The sequence below is a fragment of the Aeromonas sp. QDB30 genome (assembly GCF_027707645.1).
Taxonomy (GTDB): domain Bacteria; phylum Pseudomonadota; class Gammaproteobacteria; order Enterobacterales; family Aeromonadaceae; genus Aeromonas; species Aeromonas caviae.
Map to the genome: position 1 here is coordinate 24,478 of NZ_JAPCIY010000020.1, position 17,133 is coordinate 41,610.

The window sequence follows — 17,133 nt, forward strand, 5'->3', positions numbered from 1 at the left end:
TTATCAGGATTGTCTCAGGGGGCGATGACGGCGAACCGGCCGCTGTTGAAATCATCTATCGCCTGATGGATCTCTGCCTCGCTGTTCATGACAAAGGGGCCATAACCCACGATGGGTTCATCGATGGGCTCGCCACTCAGCAGCAACAAGCTGGCCTCGCCCTCCGCCTCCAGCATGAACTCCTCCCCGTTGGGATCGAGCAGCACCAGTTGTGCTTCGCCCGCGCGCTCCTGACCGTTGATAATGAGAGAGCCCTTGAGCACCACCAAGGCGCTGTTCCATCCCGCTACCGCCGGCAGCACCACGCTGGCCCCGCCCTTGAGCCGCAGATCCCAGATGTTCATGGGCGAGAAGGTTCGGGCTGGCCCCTCTACCTCGCCTTGTTGCAACCCGGCATCGTTCCCGGCGATGATGCGCACCCGCACATCGCCCTCCTTGAGGCTCAGTTGCGGGATGCTGTCGCTGGTGATGCCCTGATAACCGGGCGTCGACATCTTGTGTTTGGCGGGCAGGTTGACCCACAGCTGCACCATGTCGAGGGTGCCACCACGACGGGTGAACCCCTGGGAGTGGAACTCGTCGTGCATGATGCCGGCGGCGGCCGTCATCCACTGCACGTCTCCCGGACCGATGATCCCCCCCTGGCCGGTCGAGTCGCGATGGGCGACCTCCCCTTCATAGACGATGGTGACCGTCTCAAAACCACGGTGCGGGTGCTCCCCCACTCCCCTGGCATGATCGGCGGGCTCGAAATGTGCCGGGCCAGCCCTGTCCAGCATCAGGAAAGGGCTCAAGGCGCGGCCATGGGTCTGATACGAGAACAGCGAGCGAACCGGGAATCCGTCGCCGACCCAGTGTTGTCGAGGGGCGCTGTAAATACCGATGACTCTTTTCATGATGCTCTCCTGGGTGATCGTCACGGGATGTGCCGTTGCTCGCATTGTGAGTCTGGAACGCTGCGTCCGGTAGACGTAAAATTGGCCATCAGCGTCCTATTTTGTGAACGATAAACCCATGCAACAGGATCTCAACGACCTCTATTTCTATGTCCAGGTGGTGGATCACGGGGGCTTTGCCCAGGCCGGCAGGGCCCTCGGCATGCCAAAATCGCGGCTCAGCCGCCGCATCGTCATGCTGGAGGAGCGACTCGGAGTGCGCCTTATCCAGCGTTCCACCCGCAGCTTCACCGTCACCGAACTCGGGCAGGCTTATTACACCCGTTGCCGGGCCATGCTGGTGGAAGCCGATGCGGCGCAGGATCTCATCGCCGCGACCCAGAGCGAGCCTTGCGGTCTGGTTCGCATCGCCTGCCCCATCGATCTGCTGCACGCCCACGTAGGGAGGATGCTGGTCTCCTTCGCCCTGGCCCATCCCAGCGTCAAGGTGCAACTCGTCGGGGTCAACCGGGCGGTGGATTTGGTCGCGGAGGGGTTGGACATGGCGCTCAGGGTGCGACCACTGCCCCTGGAGGACAGCGATCTCGCCATGCGGGTGCTGGGTTATGCGACCCAGTGTCTGGTGGCAAGTCCGGCCCTTGTCGCGTCACTCGGCATGCCCCGGGCCCCCGCAGATCTGCTGTCATGGCCGAGCCTCGGTCACGGCGCCAGCCTGGAAGGCCATCACTGGACCCTGCTGGGCCCCGATGGTGCCCGAGTCAAACAGCACCACAGCCCCCGCTTTGCCACCACCGACATGCAGACATTGCGTCAGGGGGCGATCGACGGGCTCGGGGTCGTGCAACTGCCCACCATGATGATGAATGAGCCCCTGGCCGATGGCCGGCTGGTGCGTCTGCTCCCCGACTGGGCACCGCGCCAGGAGGTGATCCACGCGGTCTTCCCCTCACGCCGCGGTCTGCTGCCTGCCATCCGCGCCCTCATCGATCATCTGGTCGAGGGCTTCTCCCCCCTGGGGCAGGCAAGTACGCAGCTCCCGCCATGATCTGTGCATGGCCGTTCCCGGGGGTGCCAACATGCAAAAGGCCAGAGCTTGGCTCTGGCCTTTTCATTTTTCCCCTTCTCAGAGGAGGAGAAACGCATACGGGCAGGATCCTCAGAAGGGCATTTTGAAGCCCGGGGGCAATTGCATGCCGCCGGTCAGCTCGCCCATCTTGGCCTTGTTCTGCTCTTCCACGCGGCGCACGGCGTCATTGACGGCGGCGGCGACCAGATCTTCCAGCATCTCCTTGTCATCTTCCATCAGGCTGGGATCGATCTCGATACGACGCACGCTGTGGCTGCCGGCCATGGTCACCTTGACCATGCCTGCACCCGCCTCACCGACCACTTCCATCTGGGCCAGCTGCTCTTGCATCTTCTGCATGCGCTCTTGCATCTGTTGGGCCTGTTTCATCAGGTTACCCATTCCACCTTTACCAAACATAGATCGTCTCTCGTCTTGAAATCCGGCATCCAGCGCCGGGCTGTGGGTTCATCTGCCCTAAGTGGGGGCAGCCAAAGGTCTTTTCAACCGGGGACAAACCCCGGCACGGTTTTTTCACCGCAACTCAGCGACTCAGGGGTTCGATGCTCTCGGGATGGAGCACGGCGCCGAAACGCTGCAGCAAGAATTGTACGTTGGGATCCGCCGCCAGATCCCGGCTCACCTGTTCACGCACCCTGAGATAGAGACGATGCTCTATCTCGAGCGGCGTCTCCCGCGCGGGATCCGAGCCCAGGGTCACATCGATGTGAACCGGGCCGCCCAGCTCGGGACCGATGATCTCGGCCAGATCGGCGCGGGCCTTGTCGCTCACCAGATGGCGCTGCTCGGGTTTGAGCAGCAGGGAGACCCGATTGCCTTCCCGGGTCATCACCGCGTTGATGGCCAGTTGACGCAGCCGACCACCCACCCCGGTGCGGGCGATGAGCTCGGCCCAGGCGTCCCCGCAATTGACCAGCAAGGACGAGGGGATCAGACGGGCGACCTCCCCCTCCTCTTCGGGCTGGGCGTCGCTCTCCAGGGCATCCCAGTCGATAGTCTCCATCAACGCAATGGCGGGCTGAGGCTCGCTGGCGGCCACTGGAGGCGCGGCAGACACCATAGCGGCAACCGCAGGTGCCGCCGTATCCGCGCTGCCGACGTCAGCGCCCAGATCCCAGGGCGGCAGATCCTCCTGCGAAGGAGATGCCATGGTGGCGGGAGCTGGCTGGGCGGAAGTCACTGCCCGCGTGGGCAACGGGGCACTGGCAAACCCCTCGTCAAACCCCTGATTCAGATACTCTTCGTAGTCACTGGCCCCCTCTTCATAGGCATCCAGAGGGGGCAGGTCGTCATACCCCGTTTGCATGGCAGATCCCTGCCCCGGCATCTCGGGCCGCGCCGCTGGTTGCACCTCGGCCTGGGGCGAAGTCGCGACGGCAGGCATCGGGGCCGGTTTGGTCGCGGCCACCGGTTTGACGGGAGTGACTCGGGGGGGCGCGGCGTTTGCACTCTGCTCGCCACGCAGGCGGCTTCGCAGCAGATTGCGCTTGCCAAGCAGGCTCTGCATGCTGGAGGTCGAAGAGATGGCGACGTCTTCCCCTTGGACCTCAACCTGCTGCGTCTGCCCGGCGTCATCCGCCGCCAACGGCGCAGAGGCTGGCTCTGCTGCAGGCGGACTGGCGGGCACCACGGCCTCGTAGCCCATCCGTTCGGCCTCACGCAGCAGCTCATCCTGCTCGGCAAAGAGCGGATCCAGCACTGCGCCCTCCTCCGCCTTGGGTGCGGGGGCGACGTGCTCGGCCTCAAGGACCGATGCTGGCGCGGCGGGAGCCTGTGGTGCTGCGCTGGCAGCCGGGGCCGGCTCAGCCCCCTGGGGCTTTCCCGGCAGGAGCGGCGCGCTTTCCCTCGCAGCCGCCATCACGCCGGAGTGCCCTGTCATGAGAGGTTGGGCCGCCAGGTTGGCGGGATGGACCACCTCGCGCCGGGGAGAGAAGGCCAGCATCCGCAGACAGGTCATCTCCAGTGCGGTGCGCCCGTCAGGGGCCCAGGGCAGATCCTTGCGCCCCCCCAGCACGATTTGATAGCAGAGCTGCACCTCTTCCGGGCTCATGGCTCCGGCGAGCTGCAGCAAGGCATCGGCATCCGCCCCCTGCTCCTGCACGCTCGCAGGCAGCAGTTGCGCCATGGCCACCCGATGGAGCAAAGCTTCCAGCTCGGCGTGAAGCTGATCGAAATCCGGCCCCAGGGTAGCAATCTCGGTGATCTTGGCCATGGTAGCGGGTGCATCCTGGCGCAGCACTGCCTCCAGCAACTGGTGCAGGTGGTGATGATCGAGGGTCCCCAGCATGGCGAGCACGCTCTCCAGGCGCACGCTGCCGTTGCCGTGGGCCAATGCCTGATCGGTGAGGCTCAGGGCATCGCGCATGCTGCCATCGGCCGCCTTGGCCAGGGCCAGCAGGGCGCGAGGCTCGAAGGGTTGTCCCTCCTGATCCAGCACCCATTCGAGCTGCCTGGCAATCTGGGTCTGATCCAGACTCTTCAGATGAAACTGCAGGCAGCGCGAGAGGATGGTGATGGGGAGCTTCTGCGGATCCGTGGTGGCCAGCAGGAATTTCACATAGGGGGGCGGCTCTTCCAGGGTTTTGAGCAGCGCATTGAAGCTGTGGCGCGACAGCATATGCACTTCATCGATGAGGTACACCTTGAAACGACCACGGGCCGGACGGTACTGGACGTTGTCGAGCAGTTCGCGGGTGTCTTCCACCTTGGTGCGGGACGCCGCATCGATTTCCAGCAGATCGACGAAATTGCCCTGATCGATCTCGCGGCAGGTATCGCACACACCGCACGGATGGCTGCTGATCCCCTGCTCGCAGTTGAGGCTCTTGGCCAGAATGCGGGCGATGGTGGTCTTGCCCACCCCGCGGGTCCCGCTCAGCAGGTAGGCATGGTGAAGCCGTCCCTGATCCAGGGCATTGGTCAGGGCAGTCAGCACATGTTGCTGGCCGACCACTTGTTCAAACGTATGGGGGCGCCATTTGCGCGCCAAAACCTGATAGCTCATAGATCTCGATGCTGGGAAACGAGGCATTGAGGCTGGATGCTAACACAAATGGAGGGCTGGCTGTATGGGGGATGCGCCGCCTTGGGAGGGATCGCTTGAATTTCAAACCGGTGCCCGTTCAGGCACCGGTTTGCGGCAGAAAGCAGGGTGACGAGGCCTGCCGCGCGAAGGGGCGATTTACGCCCCCGCGAGTTCCACCAGAGAGACCACCTTGACGCCGGCGGCGGTCAGGCGGGCATCACCGCCCAGGGACGGCAGGGAGATGATGAAGGCGGCATCCGCTACCTCACCGCCGGCGCGGCGGATGAGCTTGACGGTGGCATCGACGGTGCCGCCGGTGGCCAGCAGATCGTCCACCACCAGCACCTTGTCACCGGGCACGATGGCATCGGTGTGCAGTTGCAGGGTGTCGGTGCCGTACTCCAGGGCGTAGGACTCCTCGATGACGGCGCGGGGCAGCTTGCCCGGCTTGCGCACCGGCACGAACCCCAGCCCCATGGCGTAGGCAACCGGGGCGCCGAAGATGAAGCCACGGGCCTCGGTGCCGACAATCTTGGTGATGCCTTGATCACGGTAATGATCGGCCAGCAGATCGATGGTGGCCTTGAAGGCCTCGGCATTCTCGATCAGGCTGGTGATGTCGCGAAACAGAATGCCCGGCTTCGGATAGTCGGGAATGGTCTTGATGCTCGCTTCGATAAACTTCAGGGTTTCCGGATTCATTATTTGACCGCTTATTTTTTGAGCCCTGCCATGGCGGCGCACGGGGTCTCCGCCTGGGGGCAATAAAAAGGCCCGTCACGCAAAAATGACGAGCCGACTCCATAGCATTATTGCCGCGATAGCTTAGGGATTTCACTTCTTCATTGCAACCGGCTCCAGCACCGGCAGACGCATCAACCAGGTGAGCAGGATCACCATTATGACAACCAGCAGCCACCTCACCCAGGGCAACGGCACCACCAGCAGCGATACCGAGAACGAGATCAGGATAAAGATGATGGCGCGGCGTCTCGCGTGACGGCGAATGCCGCGATACTGCTGCCAGTCGAGGATGGGGGGGCCAAACCAGGGATGCGCCAGCAACCAGCCATGAAAGCGGGGGGAGGAGCGCGCAAACAGCGCCGCCGCCAGCAACATGAAAGGGGTGGTCGGCAGCAGGGGCAGGACTATCCCGACTATCCCGGTGGCGAAGGCAAGCCAGCCCAGGGCCATCAGACACCAGCGTTTCATGGGTACTCCTCTGCATGTATCTCTGCCTTTAGCCTAACAGAGTTGGCCCGGAAGCTGACAGCCTGGCCCAGTCGGCGGCCGTCGATTGGGGTCATCGAGTGGGCAGACGGCTGACAATCCCGGCCATTGCCACTACAATCTGCGCTCTTTTTTCTCCCCTTGTCTTCGGAAGCAGCTATGCGCGTTATTTTGGCCCCCATGCAGGGGGTGCTGGATCACCTGATGCGGGAGGTCCTCACCTCCGTCAATGATTACGACCTCTGCGTCAGTGAATTCATCCGGGTGGTCGATCAACTGCTGCCCGCCAAGGTCTTCCATCGCCTCTGCCCCGAGCTGAAACAGGATGGCAAGACCCGTGCGGGGACCCCGGTACGGGTGCAACTGCTGGGACAACATCCGGAGTGGCTGGCAGAAAATGCCATACGGGCCATCGAGCTCGGCTCTCCCGGGGTCGATCTCAACTTCGGCTGCCCTGCCCCCACGGTCAACAAGAGCAAGGGGGGCGCCGTGCTGCTCAAGGAGCCCGAGACCATCTATCGCATCGTCAAGGCGGTGCGGGAGGCCGTGCCTGCCCACCTGCCGGTGAGCGCCAAGATCCGTCTGGGATACGATGACAAGGATCTCTATCTGGACAACGCCCAGGCCGTCTATCAGGGGGGGGCCAACGAGCTGGCGGTGCATGCCCGCACCAAGCGCGAAGGCTACAAGGCGCCGGCACACTGGGAGTACGTGGACGCCATCCGCCGCGCCCTGCCCATCCCCGTCACCGCCAACGGCGAGATCTGGAACCATGCCGATGCCCTGACCTGTGCCCGGGTGTCCGGTTGCGATGCCCTCATGGTGGGCCGGGGCGCCATCTCCCTGCCCAACCTGGCCAACGTGATGAAGACGGGGTGTGCCCACATGAGCTGGGCCGAGGTACTGCAACTGATGGTGACCTACACCGAGCAGGATCTGGCGAGCGACAAGGCCGACTACTACCCCAGTCGCATCAAGCAGTGGTTCTCCTACATAGTGCGGGAATACCCCCAGGCCGACGAGCTGTTTCGTCGCATCCGCACCATCAAGACCGCAGAGGAGATCCGCACCGCCCTCGAGCGCGAGTGCGCCTCACAGGCCTAGACTTGGCCGCCGCCCCGCGGCGCCCTATGATGAAGGCTCATTGACAGGAGGTCAGGATGCAGGGAGTGCCGGTCAACTTTACCCATCAGCACGACAGGGCCGATTTCCGCGCCCTGCCGGGGCAGCCTGCGACCGAGCTCTATCGCGCCCACATCCAGCACCACATCTTCGATCCCCATAGTCACGAGGGGTTTGGCCTCGGTGTCATCGAGTGCGGTGCCGAGCGCTTTCGCTATCGCGGCAGCCAGCTCCTTGCCGGTCCCGGCAGCCTGGTGCTGATGAACCCCGATGAGCTGCACACGGGCGAGTCAGCCTGCGAGCAGGGATGGCGCTATCGCATGCTCTACCTGCCCGCCGACCGGCTCGAGGCCATCAGCGGCGAGCGCGACTGGTATTTCACCGATGCCGTACGAAGCGATCCGCGCACTGCCCCCGTCCTGCAGGCGGCCCTGGATGCCCTCTGGCACTGTGACAGCAAGCTCGCCGCCGACGGCCTGCTGCTAAGGGTGTGCGAGACCCTGCGCCCCCATGCCCGGGCCCTGGCTGCCCCGCGCGAAGCGGCCCACCCTCTGGGCCGCGCTATCGACTATATGCAGGCCTGTTTCGCCCGCCCCATTACCCTGGCCGAGCTGGCCGGTTCGGTGAACCTCAGCCCCTACCACTTCCAGCGCAGCTTCAAGGCCCGCTTTCACGTCACCCCCCAGCAGATGTTGATGGCCATCCGCCTGCAGCGCGCCAAGGGGTGGCTGGCTGCCGGCCTGCCCGCGGCCGAGGTGGCCGCCGCCTGTGGTCTGGCCGATCAGTCCCACCTCAACCGTGCCTTCCTGCGCCGCTATGGCACCACCCCGGTCCGCTACCAGAAACAGGTGCAGGCTGGCCGCTAAAGCGCAATCTGGTTCAATACGCCCCCCTTCCCCCCTGCTAGGCTGGCCTCCTTCTTCTTTACCGGATATGAAACATGTTGATCGGAGTGCTGTTTGCCCTGCTGGCCGGCCTGATGTGGGGGCTCATCTTCGTCGCCCCCCTCTTGGTGGACGGCTACCCCCCCGCCCTGCTCGCGAGCGGCCGCTACCTCGCCTTCGGCCTCATCGTGCTGCCGCTCGCCTGGCAGGCCCGCAAACACCTGGCGGCCCTCTCGGCCAGCGACTGGCGAGAGGCCCTCGCCCTTACTCTGGTGGGGAACCTCCTCTACTACTTCTGCCTGTCGGGGGCCATCTTGCGCATCGGCTCGCCCCTGGCGGCCATGTTTATCGGCACCCTGCCGGTGGTGACGGCCCTGGCCGCCAACCGCCTCTATGGCGCACGGGACGGTCGCCTCTCCCGCACCCGGCTCTACCCGTCCCTGGTGCTGATGGGGGCCGGCCTCTATCTGGTCAACAGCGCCGAGCTGATCTGGCACACCGAGGCGCGCACCGAACAACTGCTTGGGCTCGCCCTGGCGGTGGGCGCCGTGCTGTGCTGGACCTGGTATCCCCTGCGCAACGCCCGCTGGCTGCGCGAGCACCCGGGCCGCAGTCCGGCCGTCTGGGCCACCGCCCAGGGGCTGGTGACCCTACCGGTAGCGCTCATTGCCTATCTCGGCAGCCTCGGCCATCTTGCCCTGAGCGCACCGGACTTTCCCCTGCCCTTCGGGCCGACGCCCCTGCGCTTCGTGCTGCTGATGGGGGCAGTGGGGCTCTTCTGCTCCTGGCTCGGCACCCTGTGCTGGAACGAAGCGAGCCAGCGCCTGCCGACCGTGCTGGTCGGGCCGCTCATCGTGTTCGAGACTCTTGCGGGACTCTTGTACGCCTTCATGCTGCGCGGGATCATGCCCCCCATGAGTACCCTGGTAGGTGTCGTCTGTCTGGTGGCGGGGGTGCTCTACGTCATCACCGGTAAGCCGCAGCACCTGCCGGAAAAACCCGTCAAAGCACGGTTAACTTGACTCATGTCATCTTGATAAACCGCGGGTTTCCCTATACTGGCCGAGTTTTATCACTCGTTTTTGGGGGCTGCTGTGTGTGAAGTGACGCAAGCCCGGTTGGCCGAATGGCATCAGCGCCTTCTGACCGACTGGGCGCAAACAAGAGAGGAGCTGATCCGTCAGCTCAAGGCCTGTCGACAAGATGACTGGGCACAGAAGGTGGAGCGCTGCGAGCGGGATCAACTGGTTGATCTGACCAGCCGTCTCGATCTGCCCGGGGTGGAACACCGCGTGGCACGCCTCAAACGGCTCGACGCGGCGCTCTGCCAGATGGATCTGGGGCTCTATGGCTTCTGCTCCGATTGTGAGGAGCCGCTGCTCCCTGAACAGCTGGAACAGGATCCGACCCTGCAACGCTGCCCGCGCTGCGAGGCCCGCTACCGCAAGGGATTCCACGCTCACGAACTCTGATGGGGGCACCCTTTGTGCCCGCCATTTTCCTCCTCCCCCCCTACTCGCTTCCCATCATGACCAACCCCCTGGCGCGACGATCCCGGCAACCCCGGGGGCAACCGCACAGGCATGAAAAAGGGGAGTCATTGACTCCCCTTCTCGTACTGCGTACTCGTCACTGGGCCAGCAGGTGGCCTACCAGCTCATGACGCCACCCTTGCAGCAGCATGGGCTTGTCCGCCCTGGCCCGCTCCTCGGCACTCATGCGCCAGCTCCAGGTGAAGTACTGGTGGATGATCTTCTTGCTCGCCACCAGCTCCGGTGGAATGTTGCTGGCCTTGGCCTTCTCCTCCACCATGGCCTTGATGCGCTTGAGCTCGGCCTTGTACTGGGGGAAGTCCACCAGACGGCGGATGGGATCGGGCCAGCTCGCAGGGTCGCTCTGCTGGGCGGCGGCGACGATGTCCAGCATCCGCTTGCCGTGGATCTTGATCTCGATGGGCGAGAGGCCCAGTTCGTTGAGATCCCGAAGGGAAGCGGGACGACGCTCCGCCACCTTGAACAGGTGCAGCTCTTTGACCACGAAGTTGAGGGCGAGATCCCGGCGTACCGCTTCCTGCTGGCGCCAGGCGGCCAGCTCGCGCAGGATGGCCAGCTCACGGCGACCCAGTTGCCAGGCGTTGACTATCTCGAGGTAGGCCTGACGGGGATCGCTGCCCTGGGTCTTGCGGGCAGAGTGGTTCTGGCACTCCTGCTCGAACCAGGGGAACTTGCCGCTCTCGCGCAGTCTGGCCATCACCTTCTCGTAGAGGGGCATGAGGTAGAAGACATCCGCCGCGGCATATTCCAGCTGACGAGGGGTAAGGGGGCGCGCCAGCCAGTCGGTACGGGCCTGATCCTTCTCAAGCTCGACCCCGAGGAATTCGTTGACCAGGGCGCCAAACCCCACCGACACGCCATGGCCCAGGAAGGCTGCCGCCAGCTGGGTATCGTGCATCTGGTTGGGCAGGTGACCCGCCTGATGCTGGATAAGTTCCAGATCCTCACCGGAGGCGTGCAGGATGGCAATCTGTCCGGCCCGACCGAGGCGCTGCCACAAACCGGAGAGATCCAGGGTCAGGGGATCGAGCAGGGCAAGCTGCTTGCCATCGTAGATCTGGAACAGACCGAGCTGGGGATAGTAGGTACGGGTGCGAACGAATTCGGTATCGATGGCCAGGGGAACGTCGGCCAGAGAAGCGAGATACTGATCCAGTTCGGCTTGCTGTGAAATGAGTTGATATTGCATCGTTGCCTGCACGTTGGTCGGATCCAGAAAGAAAAAACCGTGGATGTCCCACGGTTTTGCATAACGACAGCGCTGGACTGCAAAGCAGTGCATGCCGGTTACTGCTTGGCAATCTCCTCGTCGCGCAGCACGCGGCGCAGGATCTTGCCCACGTTGGTCTTGGGAAGTTCGTCGCGAAATTCTACCAGTTTCGGCACCTTATAGGCAGTCAGATGTTTGCGGCAGTGGGCAATTATCTCCTCTTCCGCCAGCTTTGCATCTTTCTTGACCACGAAGATCTTCACCTGCTCGCCGGACACCGGGTTGGGTACGCCGACGGCGGCCACCTCCAGCACCTTGGGATGCAGGGCAACCACGTCTTCTATCTCGTTCGGGTAGACGTTGAAGCCGGAGACCAGGATCATGTCCTTCTTGCGATCGACGATCTTGAAGAAACCCTGCTCGTCGCATACCGCGATGTCGCCGGTGCAGAGCCAGCCATCCTGCATCACCTCTGCGGTCGCCTCCGGGCGCTGCCAGTAGCCGGTCATCACCTGAGGACCGCGCACCTGCATCTCGCCGGGGGCGCCCCGTTCGGTGACCTGGTTCCCCTCGTCATCCACCAGACGGATCTCGGTGGAGCAGACCGGCAGGCCGATGGAGCCGTTGTAATCCACCAGGTCATAGGGGCAGACGCTCACCAGCGGCGAGCACTCGGTCAGGCCATAGCCCTCCAGCAGCGGGGTGCCGGTCAGCCCCTTCCACTGCTCGGCCACCGCCCGTTGCACCGCCATGCCGCCACCGATGGTGAGCTTGAGCTTGGCAAAATCCATGCCCTTGAACTCGTCGTTGTTGACCAGGGCGTTGAACAGGGTGTTCACTCCGGTGATGCAGGTGAAAGGATACTTCTTGATCTCTTTGACAAAACCCGGGATGTCGCGGGGGTTGCTGATGAGCAGGTTGTAGCCCCCCAGACGCATGAACAGCAGGCAGTTCACCGTCAGGGCGAAGACGTGATAGAGCGGCAGCGCCGTGACCACAAACTCCTTGCCGCGCTCCAGCACGGGGCCATAGACACCGAGGCACTGCTCGACGTTGGCGATCATGTTGCGATGAGTCAGCATGGCCCCCTTGGAGAGGCCGGTGGTCCCGCCGGTGTATTGCAGGAAGGCGATGTCCTGGTTGCTGATCTCGGGTTTGATGTACTGCAGGTAGCGCCCCTTGGCGAGGGCCTGGCGCATGGTGCTGGCATGGGGCAGGTTGTACTTGGGCACCAGCTTCTTGACGTATTTGACCACGAAGTTGACCAGGGTCCCCTTGGCCAGCCCCAGGTTGTCTCCCATCCGGGTCAGGATCACATGCTTGACCGGGGTGTCATACACCACTTTTTCCAGGGTGTGGGCAAAGTTGGAGACGATGACGATGGCCTTGGCGCCGGAGTCTTTCAACTGATGCTCCAGCTCGCGCGGGGTATAGAGGGGGTTGACGTTCACCACCGTCATGCCGGCCCGCAGGATGCCGAATACCGCGATGGGGTATTGCAGCAGGTTAGGCATCATCACGGCCACCCTGTCCCCCTTGCCGAGCTTGAGCTCGTTTTGCAGGTAGGCGGCGAAGGCTCGGGACTGCTCCTCCAGCCGGCGGTAGGTAATGGTCTGCCCCATGTTGACGAAGGCGGGCTGATCGGCGAACTGGTTCACCGACTCTTCAAACATCTCGACCAGAGAGCCGTATTGGTCTGGATTGATCTCGGCGGGCACCCCTTCTGGATAACGCTTCAGCCAGACTCTTTCCACGAACTTCTCCTGCATAACTCGCACCTGTGCGCTCACTGTGTTGCCTCCGTCCCTGTCACATCCATTTCAATCAATTGTTTTAAGTTCATGCTCTAATGCCGCACATATTTACATAAGGCAACATCAATTAACAGTGAATTAACAACGGGAAATGTGAGGGAGAAAGCAAACCTGACATGATTCAAAGCCGCCGATCCTACCGGATTTGAGCGAAGTTTTCGATATAAACGGCGGTTTCTGATGAATTTTCCATATGAAAATGATGGCCTCCTGCCACTGTCACCCGTTCAATGTGGCCAAAGGCCGCCTCCCGCAACTGCCACTGTGCCAGGAGCCCGGGGAAGCCCTGCTCTCCCCGGATAAAGAGCACCGGACAGACGATGGCCCGGATCAGGGCCTGGGCCTGCCCCTCGCTCATGCGCAGGGGCGAGAGATCGCGAAGACGGGGATCACTGCGCCAATACCAGCGCCCTGTCCGCGCCTCCAGTTGTCGCTCGCAGATAAGGCGTGCCGCACTCGGGGGGATGTCTGCCACCTTGCAGCGGGCAGCCACCGCCTCCTCGAGGGTGGCAAATCCACTGGTTGCACGCTCACGGGTACGAGTGCGGTTGAGGATGGCGCGGCGCAGCTGCCCCGGTACCTCCTCGTCGGGCTGGCTCAAGGGGCCGAGCCCCTCCAGCAGAATGAGCCGCTCGATTTGTTCGGGAAAAACGCCGGCATAGGCAGAGGCAATCAGCGCCCCTAGGGAGTGACCAAGCAGGATGAAACGCTGCCAGCCCGCGGCCTGGGTGATCTGGTAGAGATCATCCAGCCAGTCCACGAAGACATAGGGAGTCGACTTGTGATCGGAGTGACCATGGCCCGGCAGATCGACGCAGACCAGATGAAACGCTCCCAGCCAGGGGGCCAGAGGCAAAAAGCTGGCACCGTTGTCGAGCCAGCCATGGAGGGCCACCAGCAGCGGTCTGCCCTCCTGACCATTGTCCAGCAGGGCGATGTGCCGCCCGTCCGCCAGGCGCAGCCTGCGCTCCTGCAATGTCGCCGTCATCCGGGCTCCTCAGCGGCGCAGGGGCCGTCTGGGCCAGAAGGGATCATAGAAAGGATCGTAAAAGTAGGGATCCATGTAGCGGATCTCCACCTCCTTCACCGGTGGCCACAGCTTGCTCCCCGTCACCTTGAGTACCGAGAAGCGATACTTGTGCTCGCCAATCTGGCTGTCCACCGGCTTGTCGAGGGTGCCGAGCACCGTCAGGCTGCGACCCTTGGCATAGAGGGTCGGGTCGACAAACCCCTGCATGATGGCGAGAAAACGACCTGGGCTCTGCTCGGTCTGCTCCGGCACCCCGTTGGACTTGAGGGGCAGATAGACCACCTCGATGACACTCTGATCCGCCTTGTTGTGGACCGCCGAGATGACACCGCTCCAGCGGGCCGGCTTGCTTTCCATCCCCTGCAGGGCGGGTTGATAGGCCACTAGCTGATCCGCAGGCTCATAGGCAAGCTCTTTGGGCACCGTGCTGCAACCGCCCAGCAGCAGCCCCACCAATCCCAGCATGATCACGGATTTTCTCATTCGTCTCTCCTTCATCGTCCGACAAAGCAGCCCGGGGCAGCTGTTGCCGCCTATTCGCGACCCGGCAGTTTCTTCCAGGTCACCTTGTCACGCAGATAGACAGGGGTGGCCTGCTCTACCGGCACCGCCTCACCCGCAAGCCAGGCCTGGCGTGCCAGAGGCAGCATGTCGGCGGCCGCCGGGAAACGCACCTGGCTTGGGGTCAGCACATCTGCCAGGCCGCACAGGGTCTCGCCATAGGTTTCAAAACCGGTGCCAACGCAGCTCACCGCGCCAGTAAGCTTGTCACGGGACTGCACCAGTGCGGCTGGTTCGCTCACCACCTCCTCGCCCACCAGCGTCATCACTCCGTCCACCAAGGCGTAGTGGCCGAAATAGACCTCGTCCATGCGCGCATCGATGGCGGCAAGCACCTGCTCGGCCCCTTCCAGCTTATGGGCCCCCTGGGCCATGGCTGCCAGGGTGGAGACACCGATCATCGGCACGCCGGCACCAAAGGCGAGCCCCTGGGCCACGCTGATCCCGATCCGTACCCCGGTGAAGGAGCCAGGCCCACGGCCGAAGGCGATGGCGTCGAGCTCATCCAACGATAGACCTGCTTCATCCAACAGAGCCTGAACCATGGGCAGGATCTTGCGGGTATGGTCACGGGGCGCCTCTTCCCAGCGGGAGTAGAGGGTATCGCCCACCATGAGGGCTGCGGAGCAGGCTTCGGTGGCGGTATCCACGGCCAGGATCTTCAACTCATCCATTCTTTTTATTCTCTTCACATCAGTCAGTTAAATCGTCAGCATGGCCAAGGCCTGCCGTCATGCATGGCCGGGTGCAATCAGCCCCGGCGCGGCGGACTCACTCCCGTGGTCCGAAAAATTCTCCCAGGGTCGCCAGCTCCCGGGTCCGTGGGATGGCAGGCAGACTCTTGATGAAGGTGGCGCCATAGGGCTTGTTGACCACCCGGGGATCACAAATAACCAGTACGCCGTGATCACTGCGATCACGGATGAGCCGCCCCACCCCCTGCTTGAGGGCAATCACCGCCTTGGGCAACTGCAGCTCGGCAAAGGGATCTCCCCCCTTGAGCTTGCAATCCTCCACCCGAGCCTTGAGCTGGGGATCGTCCGGGCTCGCAAAGGGCAGCTTGTCGATGATAACACAGGACAATGCCGCCCCCCGCACGTCTATCCCTTCCCAGAAACTGCTGGTGGCCACCAGCACGGCCCGACCGTTCTCCACGAAGCTCTTGAGCAGCCGCTGCTTGTTGTCTTCCCCTTGCAGCAGGACGGTGCGGCCGATTTCCCGGCGCAGCACCTCGGCCACCTGGCGCATCACCTGATGGCTGGTGCAGAGGAAGAAGCACCCCCCCGGCGTCTTGTTGATGAGGGGGATCATCAGGGTCGCCAGCTGCTCCCCGCGCCCGAAGGCATTGGGCTCTGGCAGGAAACGGGGTACGCACAGGCGCGCCTGCTCGGCGTAATCGAACGGACTGTCGAGAATGAGTTCGGCGCTGCCGGCCAGCCCCATCTCGGCGACGAAGTGGGCGAAGCGATTGTCCACCGTCAAGGTGGCCGAGGTGAAGACCCAGGCCACCTCGGGGCGCTGCACCTCGGCACCGAAGCGCTCGGCGACCGACAGCGGCGTCAGATTGAGGGTAAAGTGCAGACGCGAACAGTCATACCAGTAGGAGAAACCGGTCTGGTTGACCGCCAGCACCTCCCCAAGGCGAGTGCGCAGCTCACTGATGCGCTCGAAGCAGTGATCCAGCTGCTCCCCTCGCCCGAGCGCCAGTTTCAGCACTTCATAACAGAGCCCGATGGCATCGTTGAGGCGGGCCAGCGCCTGGGCCCAGAGGGATTGTCTCAGCAGATCCCGGGTGTTGCCGCGCCCCCCCTCCACGCCGAAGGCAAGGCGCAGATCCTGACTGGCAATGGCGAGCCTGTCCGCCGCCTTGCCAAGCTGGGCCATGTCATGAGCCTCTGCCCGGTAGGCGAGCTGGATATCCTGCGCCAAATCCTGGATGGTGCGGCTGCCCACGGACTTGCCGAAGTAATGGCTGGCGATCTCAGGCAGCTGGTGCGCCTCGTCGAATACATAGACCTGCGCCTCGGGCACCAGCTCGCCAAAGCCGGTGTCTTTGACCGCCATGTCGGCGAAAAAGAGGTGGTGGTTGATCACCACCACCTGGGCGTCCATGGCACGGCGCCGGGCGATGACCAGATGACAATCATCGTAATAGGGGCAGTCGCGACCCAGGCAGTTGTCGTTGGTGCTGGTGACGTGGGCAAGGATCTCGGCGTTCTCCTGTAGCCCCGGGATATCCCCCACATCGCCGTTGTCGGTGGCAGTCGACCAGGATTTGACCTTCACGAGATCGCTCAGGATCTCGGGCTTTTGCAGATGGGATTCACTCAACAGCCGGTTCATCCGCTCGATGCAGAGGTAATTGCTGCGCCCCTTGAGCAATGCCACCGGCGGGGTGTAGTGAAGCGCCCCCGTGATCGTGGGCAGATCCCGATAGAAGAGCTGCTCTTGCAGGTTCTTGGACCCGGTGCTGATCACCACCCGCTTGCCGGATTCCAGCGCAGGCACCAGATAGGCATAGGTTTTGCCAGTGCCCGTTCCAGCCTCCGCCAGCAAGCGGCCACCTTGCTTGATGGCGCGCGACACCGCCTCGGCCATCTCCAGTTGCGGGGCACGGGCCTTGAAGCCGTCAATATGGCGGGCCAGGGGGCCGTCTGGCTTGAACAGGGTCTGGATGATGGTCAAAGGCATGTCCCGCTGCAAAAGCGGGCATTATGCCAA

Annotated in this window: 16 protein-coding genes; 5 read left to right on the forward strand and 11 right to left on the reverse strand. The window is 63.2% G+C overall.

What is annotated here, in order from left to right; translation table 11 throughout:
* Positions 1 to 14: 14 nt before the first annotated feature.
* Complete coding sequence (locus PG896_RS08530; protein WP_113978438.1) at positions 15 to 896, reverse strand: pirin family protein; 882 nt, start codon at positions 894 to 896, stop codon at positions 15 to 17.
* Positions 897 to 1,014: 118 nt separating this feature from the next.
* On the opposite strand from PG896_RS08530, the gene PG896_RS08535 reads away from it, so the two are divergent.
* Complete coding sequence (locus tag PG896_RS08535; protein WP_113978440.1) at positions 1,015 to 1,941, forward strand: LysR family transcriptional regulator; 927 nt, start codon at positions 1,015 to 1,017, stop codon at positions 1,939 to 1,941.
* 111 nt (positions 1,942 to 2,052) lie between these two features.
* Here PG896_RS08535 and PG896_RS08540 read toward each other — a convergent pair whose 3' ends face one another.
* The 4 genes from PG896_RS08540 to PG896_RS08555 form a co-directional block, all read right to left on the reverse strand.
* On the reverse strand, positions 2,053 to 2,382 hold the full coding sequence (locus PG896_RS08540; RefSeq protein ID WP_005301028.1) for a YbaB/EbfC family nucleoid-associated protein: 330 nt from the start codon (positions 2,380 to 2,382) through the stop codon (positions 2,053 to 2,055).
* Positions 2,383 to 2,506: 124 nt separating this feature from the next.
* Positions 2,507 to 4,987 (reverse strand): DNA polymerase III subunit gamma/tau, encoded by a 2,481-nt coding sequence (dnaX, locus tag PG896_RS08545; protein WP_270835601.1) that lies wholly within the window; start codon positions 4,985 to 4,987, stop codon positions 2,507 to 2,509.
* Positions 4,988 to 5,164: 177 nt separating this feature from the next.
* Positions 5,165 to 5,710, reverse strand: coding sequence for an adenine phosphoribosyltransferase (gene apt, locus PG896_RS08550; RefSeq protein ID WP_010674707.1), 546 nt, complete (start codon positions 5,708 to 5,710; stop codon positions 5,165 to 5,167).
* 132 nt (positions 5,711 to 5,842) lie between these two features.
* Positions 5,843 to 6,220: a YbaN family protein gene (locus tag PG896_RS08555; protein ID WP_039039141.1), complete on the reverse strand. Its 378-nt coding sequence runs from the start codon at positions 6,218 to 6,220 to the stop codon at positions 5,843 to 5,845.
* Positions 6,221 to 6,397: 177 nt separating this feature from the next.
* Between PG896_RS08555 and dusC the strand changes: the two genes are divergently transcribed.
* From dusC to PG896_RS08575, 4 genes are all read left to right on the forward strand, one after another.
* Positions 6,398 to 7,342, forward strand: a complete 945-nt coding sequence (dusC, locus tag PG896_RS08560) for a tRNA dihydrouridine(16) synthase DusC (RefSeq protein ID WP_113978443.1) — start codon at positions 6,398 to 6,400, stop codon at positions 7,340 to 7,342.
* 56 nt (positions 7,343 to 7,398) lie between these two features.
* Complete coding sequence (locus tag PG896_RS08565) at positions 7,399 to 8,226, forward strand: AraC family transcriptional regulator (protein WP_171865379.1); 828 nt, start codon at positions 7,399 to 7,401, stop codon at positions 8,224 to 8,226.
* Positions 8,227 to 8,300: 74 nt separating this feature from the next.
* On the forward strand, positions 8,301 to 9,266 hold the full coding sequence (locus tag PG896_RS08570) for a DMT family transporter (RefSeq protein ID WP_210538450.1): 966 nt from the start codon (positions 8,301 to 8,303) through the stop codon (positions 9,264 to 9,266).
* 81 nt (positions 9,267 to 9,347) lie between these two features.
* Positions 9,348 to 9,716, forward strand: coding sequence for a TraR/DksA family transcriptional regulator (locus tag PG896_RS08575; protein ID WP_270835608.1), 369 nt, complete (start codon positions 9,348 to 9,350; stop codon positions 9,714 to 9,716).
* 157 nt (positions 9,717 to 9,873) lie between these two features.
* Here the strand turns inward: PG896_RS08575 and rnd are convergent, their stop codons facing one another.
* The 6 genes from rnd to PG896_RS08605 form a co-directional block, all read right to left on the reverse strand.
* Positions 9,874 to 10,986 (reverse strand): ribonuclease D, encoded by a 1,113-nt coding sequence (gene rnd / locus PG896_RS08580; protein WP_039039174.1) that lies wholly within the window; start codon positions 10,984 to 10,986, stop codon positions 9,874 to 9,876.
* Between the two features lie 98 nt (positions 10,987 to 11,084).
* Positions 11,085 to 12,761: a long-chain-fatty-acid--CoA ligase FadD gene (gene fadD / locus PG896_RS08585; protein ID WP_010674700.1), complete on the reverse strand. Its 1,677-nt coding sequence runs from the start codon at positions 12,759 to 12,761 to the stop codon at positions 11,085 to 11,087.
* 196 nt (positions 12,762 to 12,957) lie between these two features.
* A complete protein-coding gene (locus PG896_RS08590; protein ID WP_042863844.1) occupies positions 12,958 to 13,809 on the reverse strand; it encodes an alpha/beta fold hydrolase in 852 nt (283 codons plus the stop codon).
* 9 nt (positions 13,810 to 13,818) lie between these two features.
* Positions 13,819 to 14,334, reverse strand: a complete 516-nt coding sequence (locus PG896_RS08595; protein ID WP_113978450.1) for a Slp family lipoprotein — start codon at positions 14,332 to 14,334, stop codon at positions 13,819 to 13,821.
* A gap of 50 nt (positions 14,335 to 14,384) precedes the next feature.
* Entirely contained in the window at positions 14,385 to 15,086 is a 702-nt protein-coding gene (gene tsaB, locus PG896_RS08600) for a tRNA (adenosine(37)-N6)-threonylcarbamoyltransferase complex dimerization subunit type 1 TsaB (protein WP_270835602.1), read from the reverse strand.
* Positions 15,087 to 15,183: 97 nt separating this feature from the next.
* On the reverse strand, positions 15,184 to 17,103 hold the full coding sequence (locus tag PG896_RS08605; protein ID WP_270835603.1) for an ATP-dependent DNA helicase: 1,920 nt from the start codon (positions 17,101 to 17,103) through the stop codon (positions 15,184 to 15,186).
* Between the last annotated feature and the right edge of the window lie 30 nt (positions 17,104 to 17,133).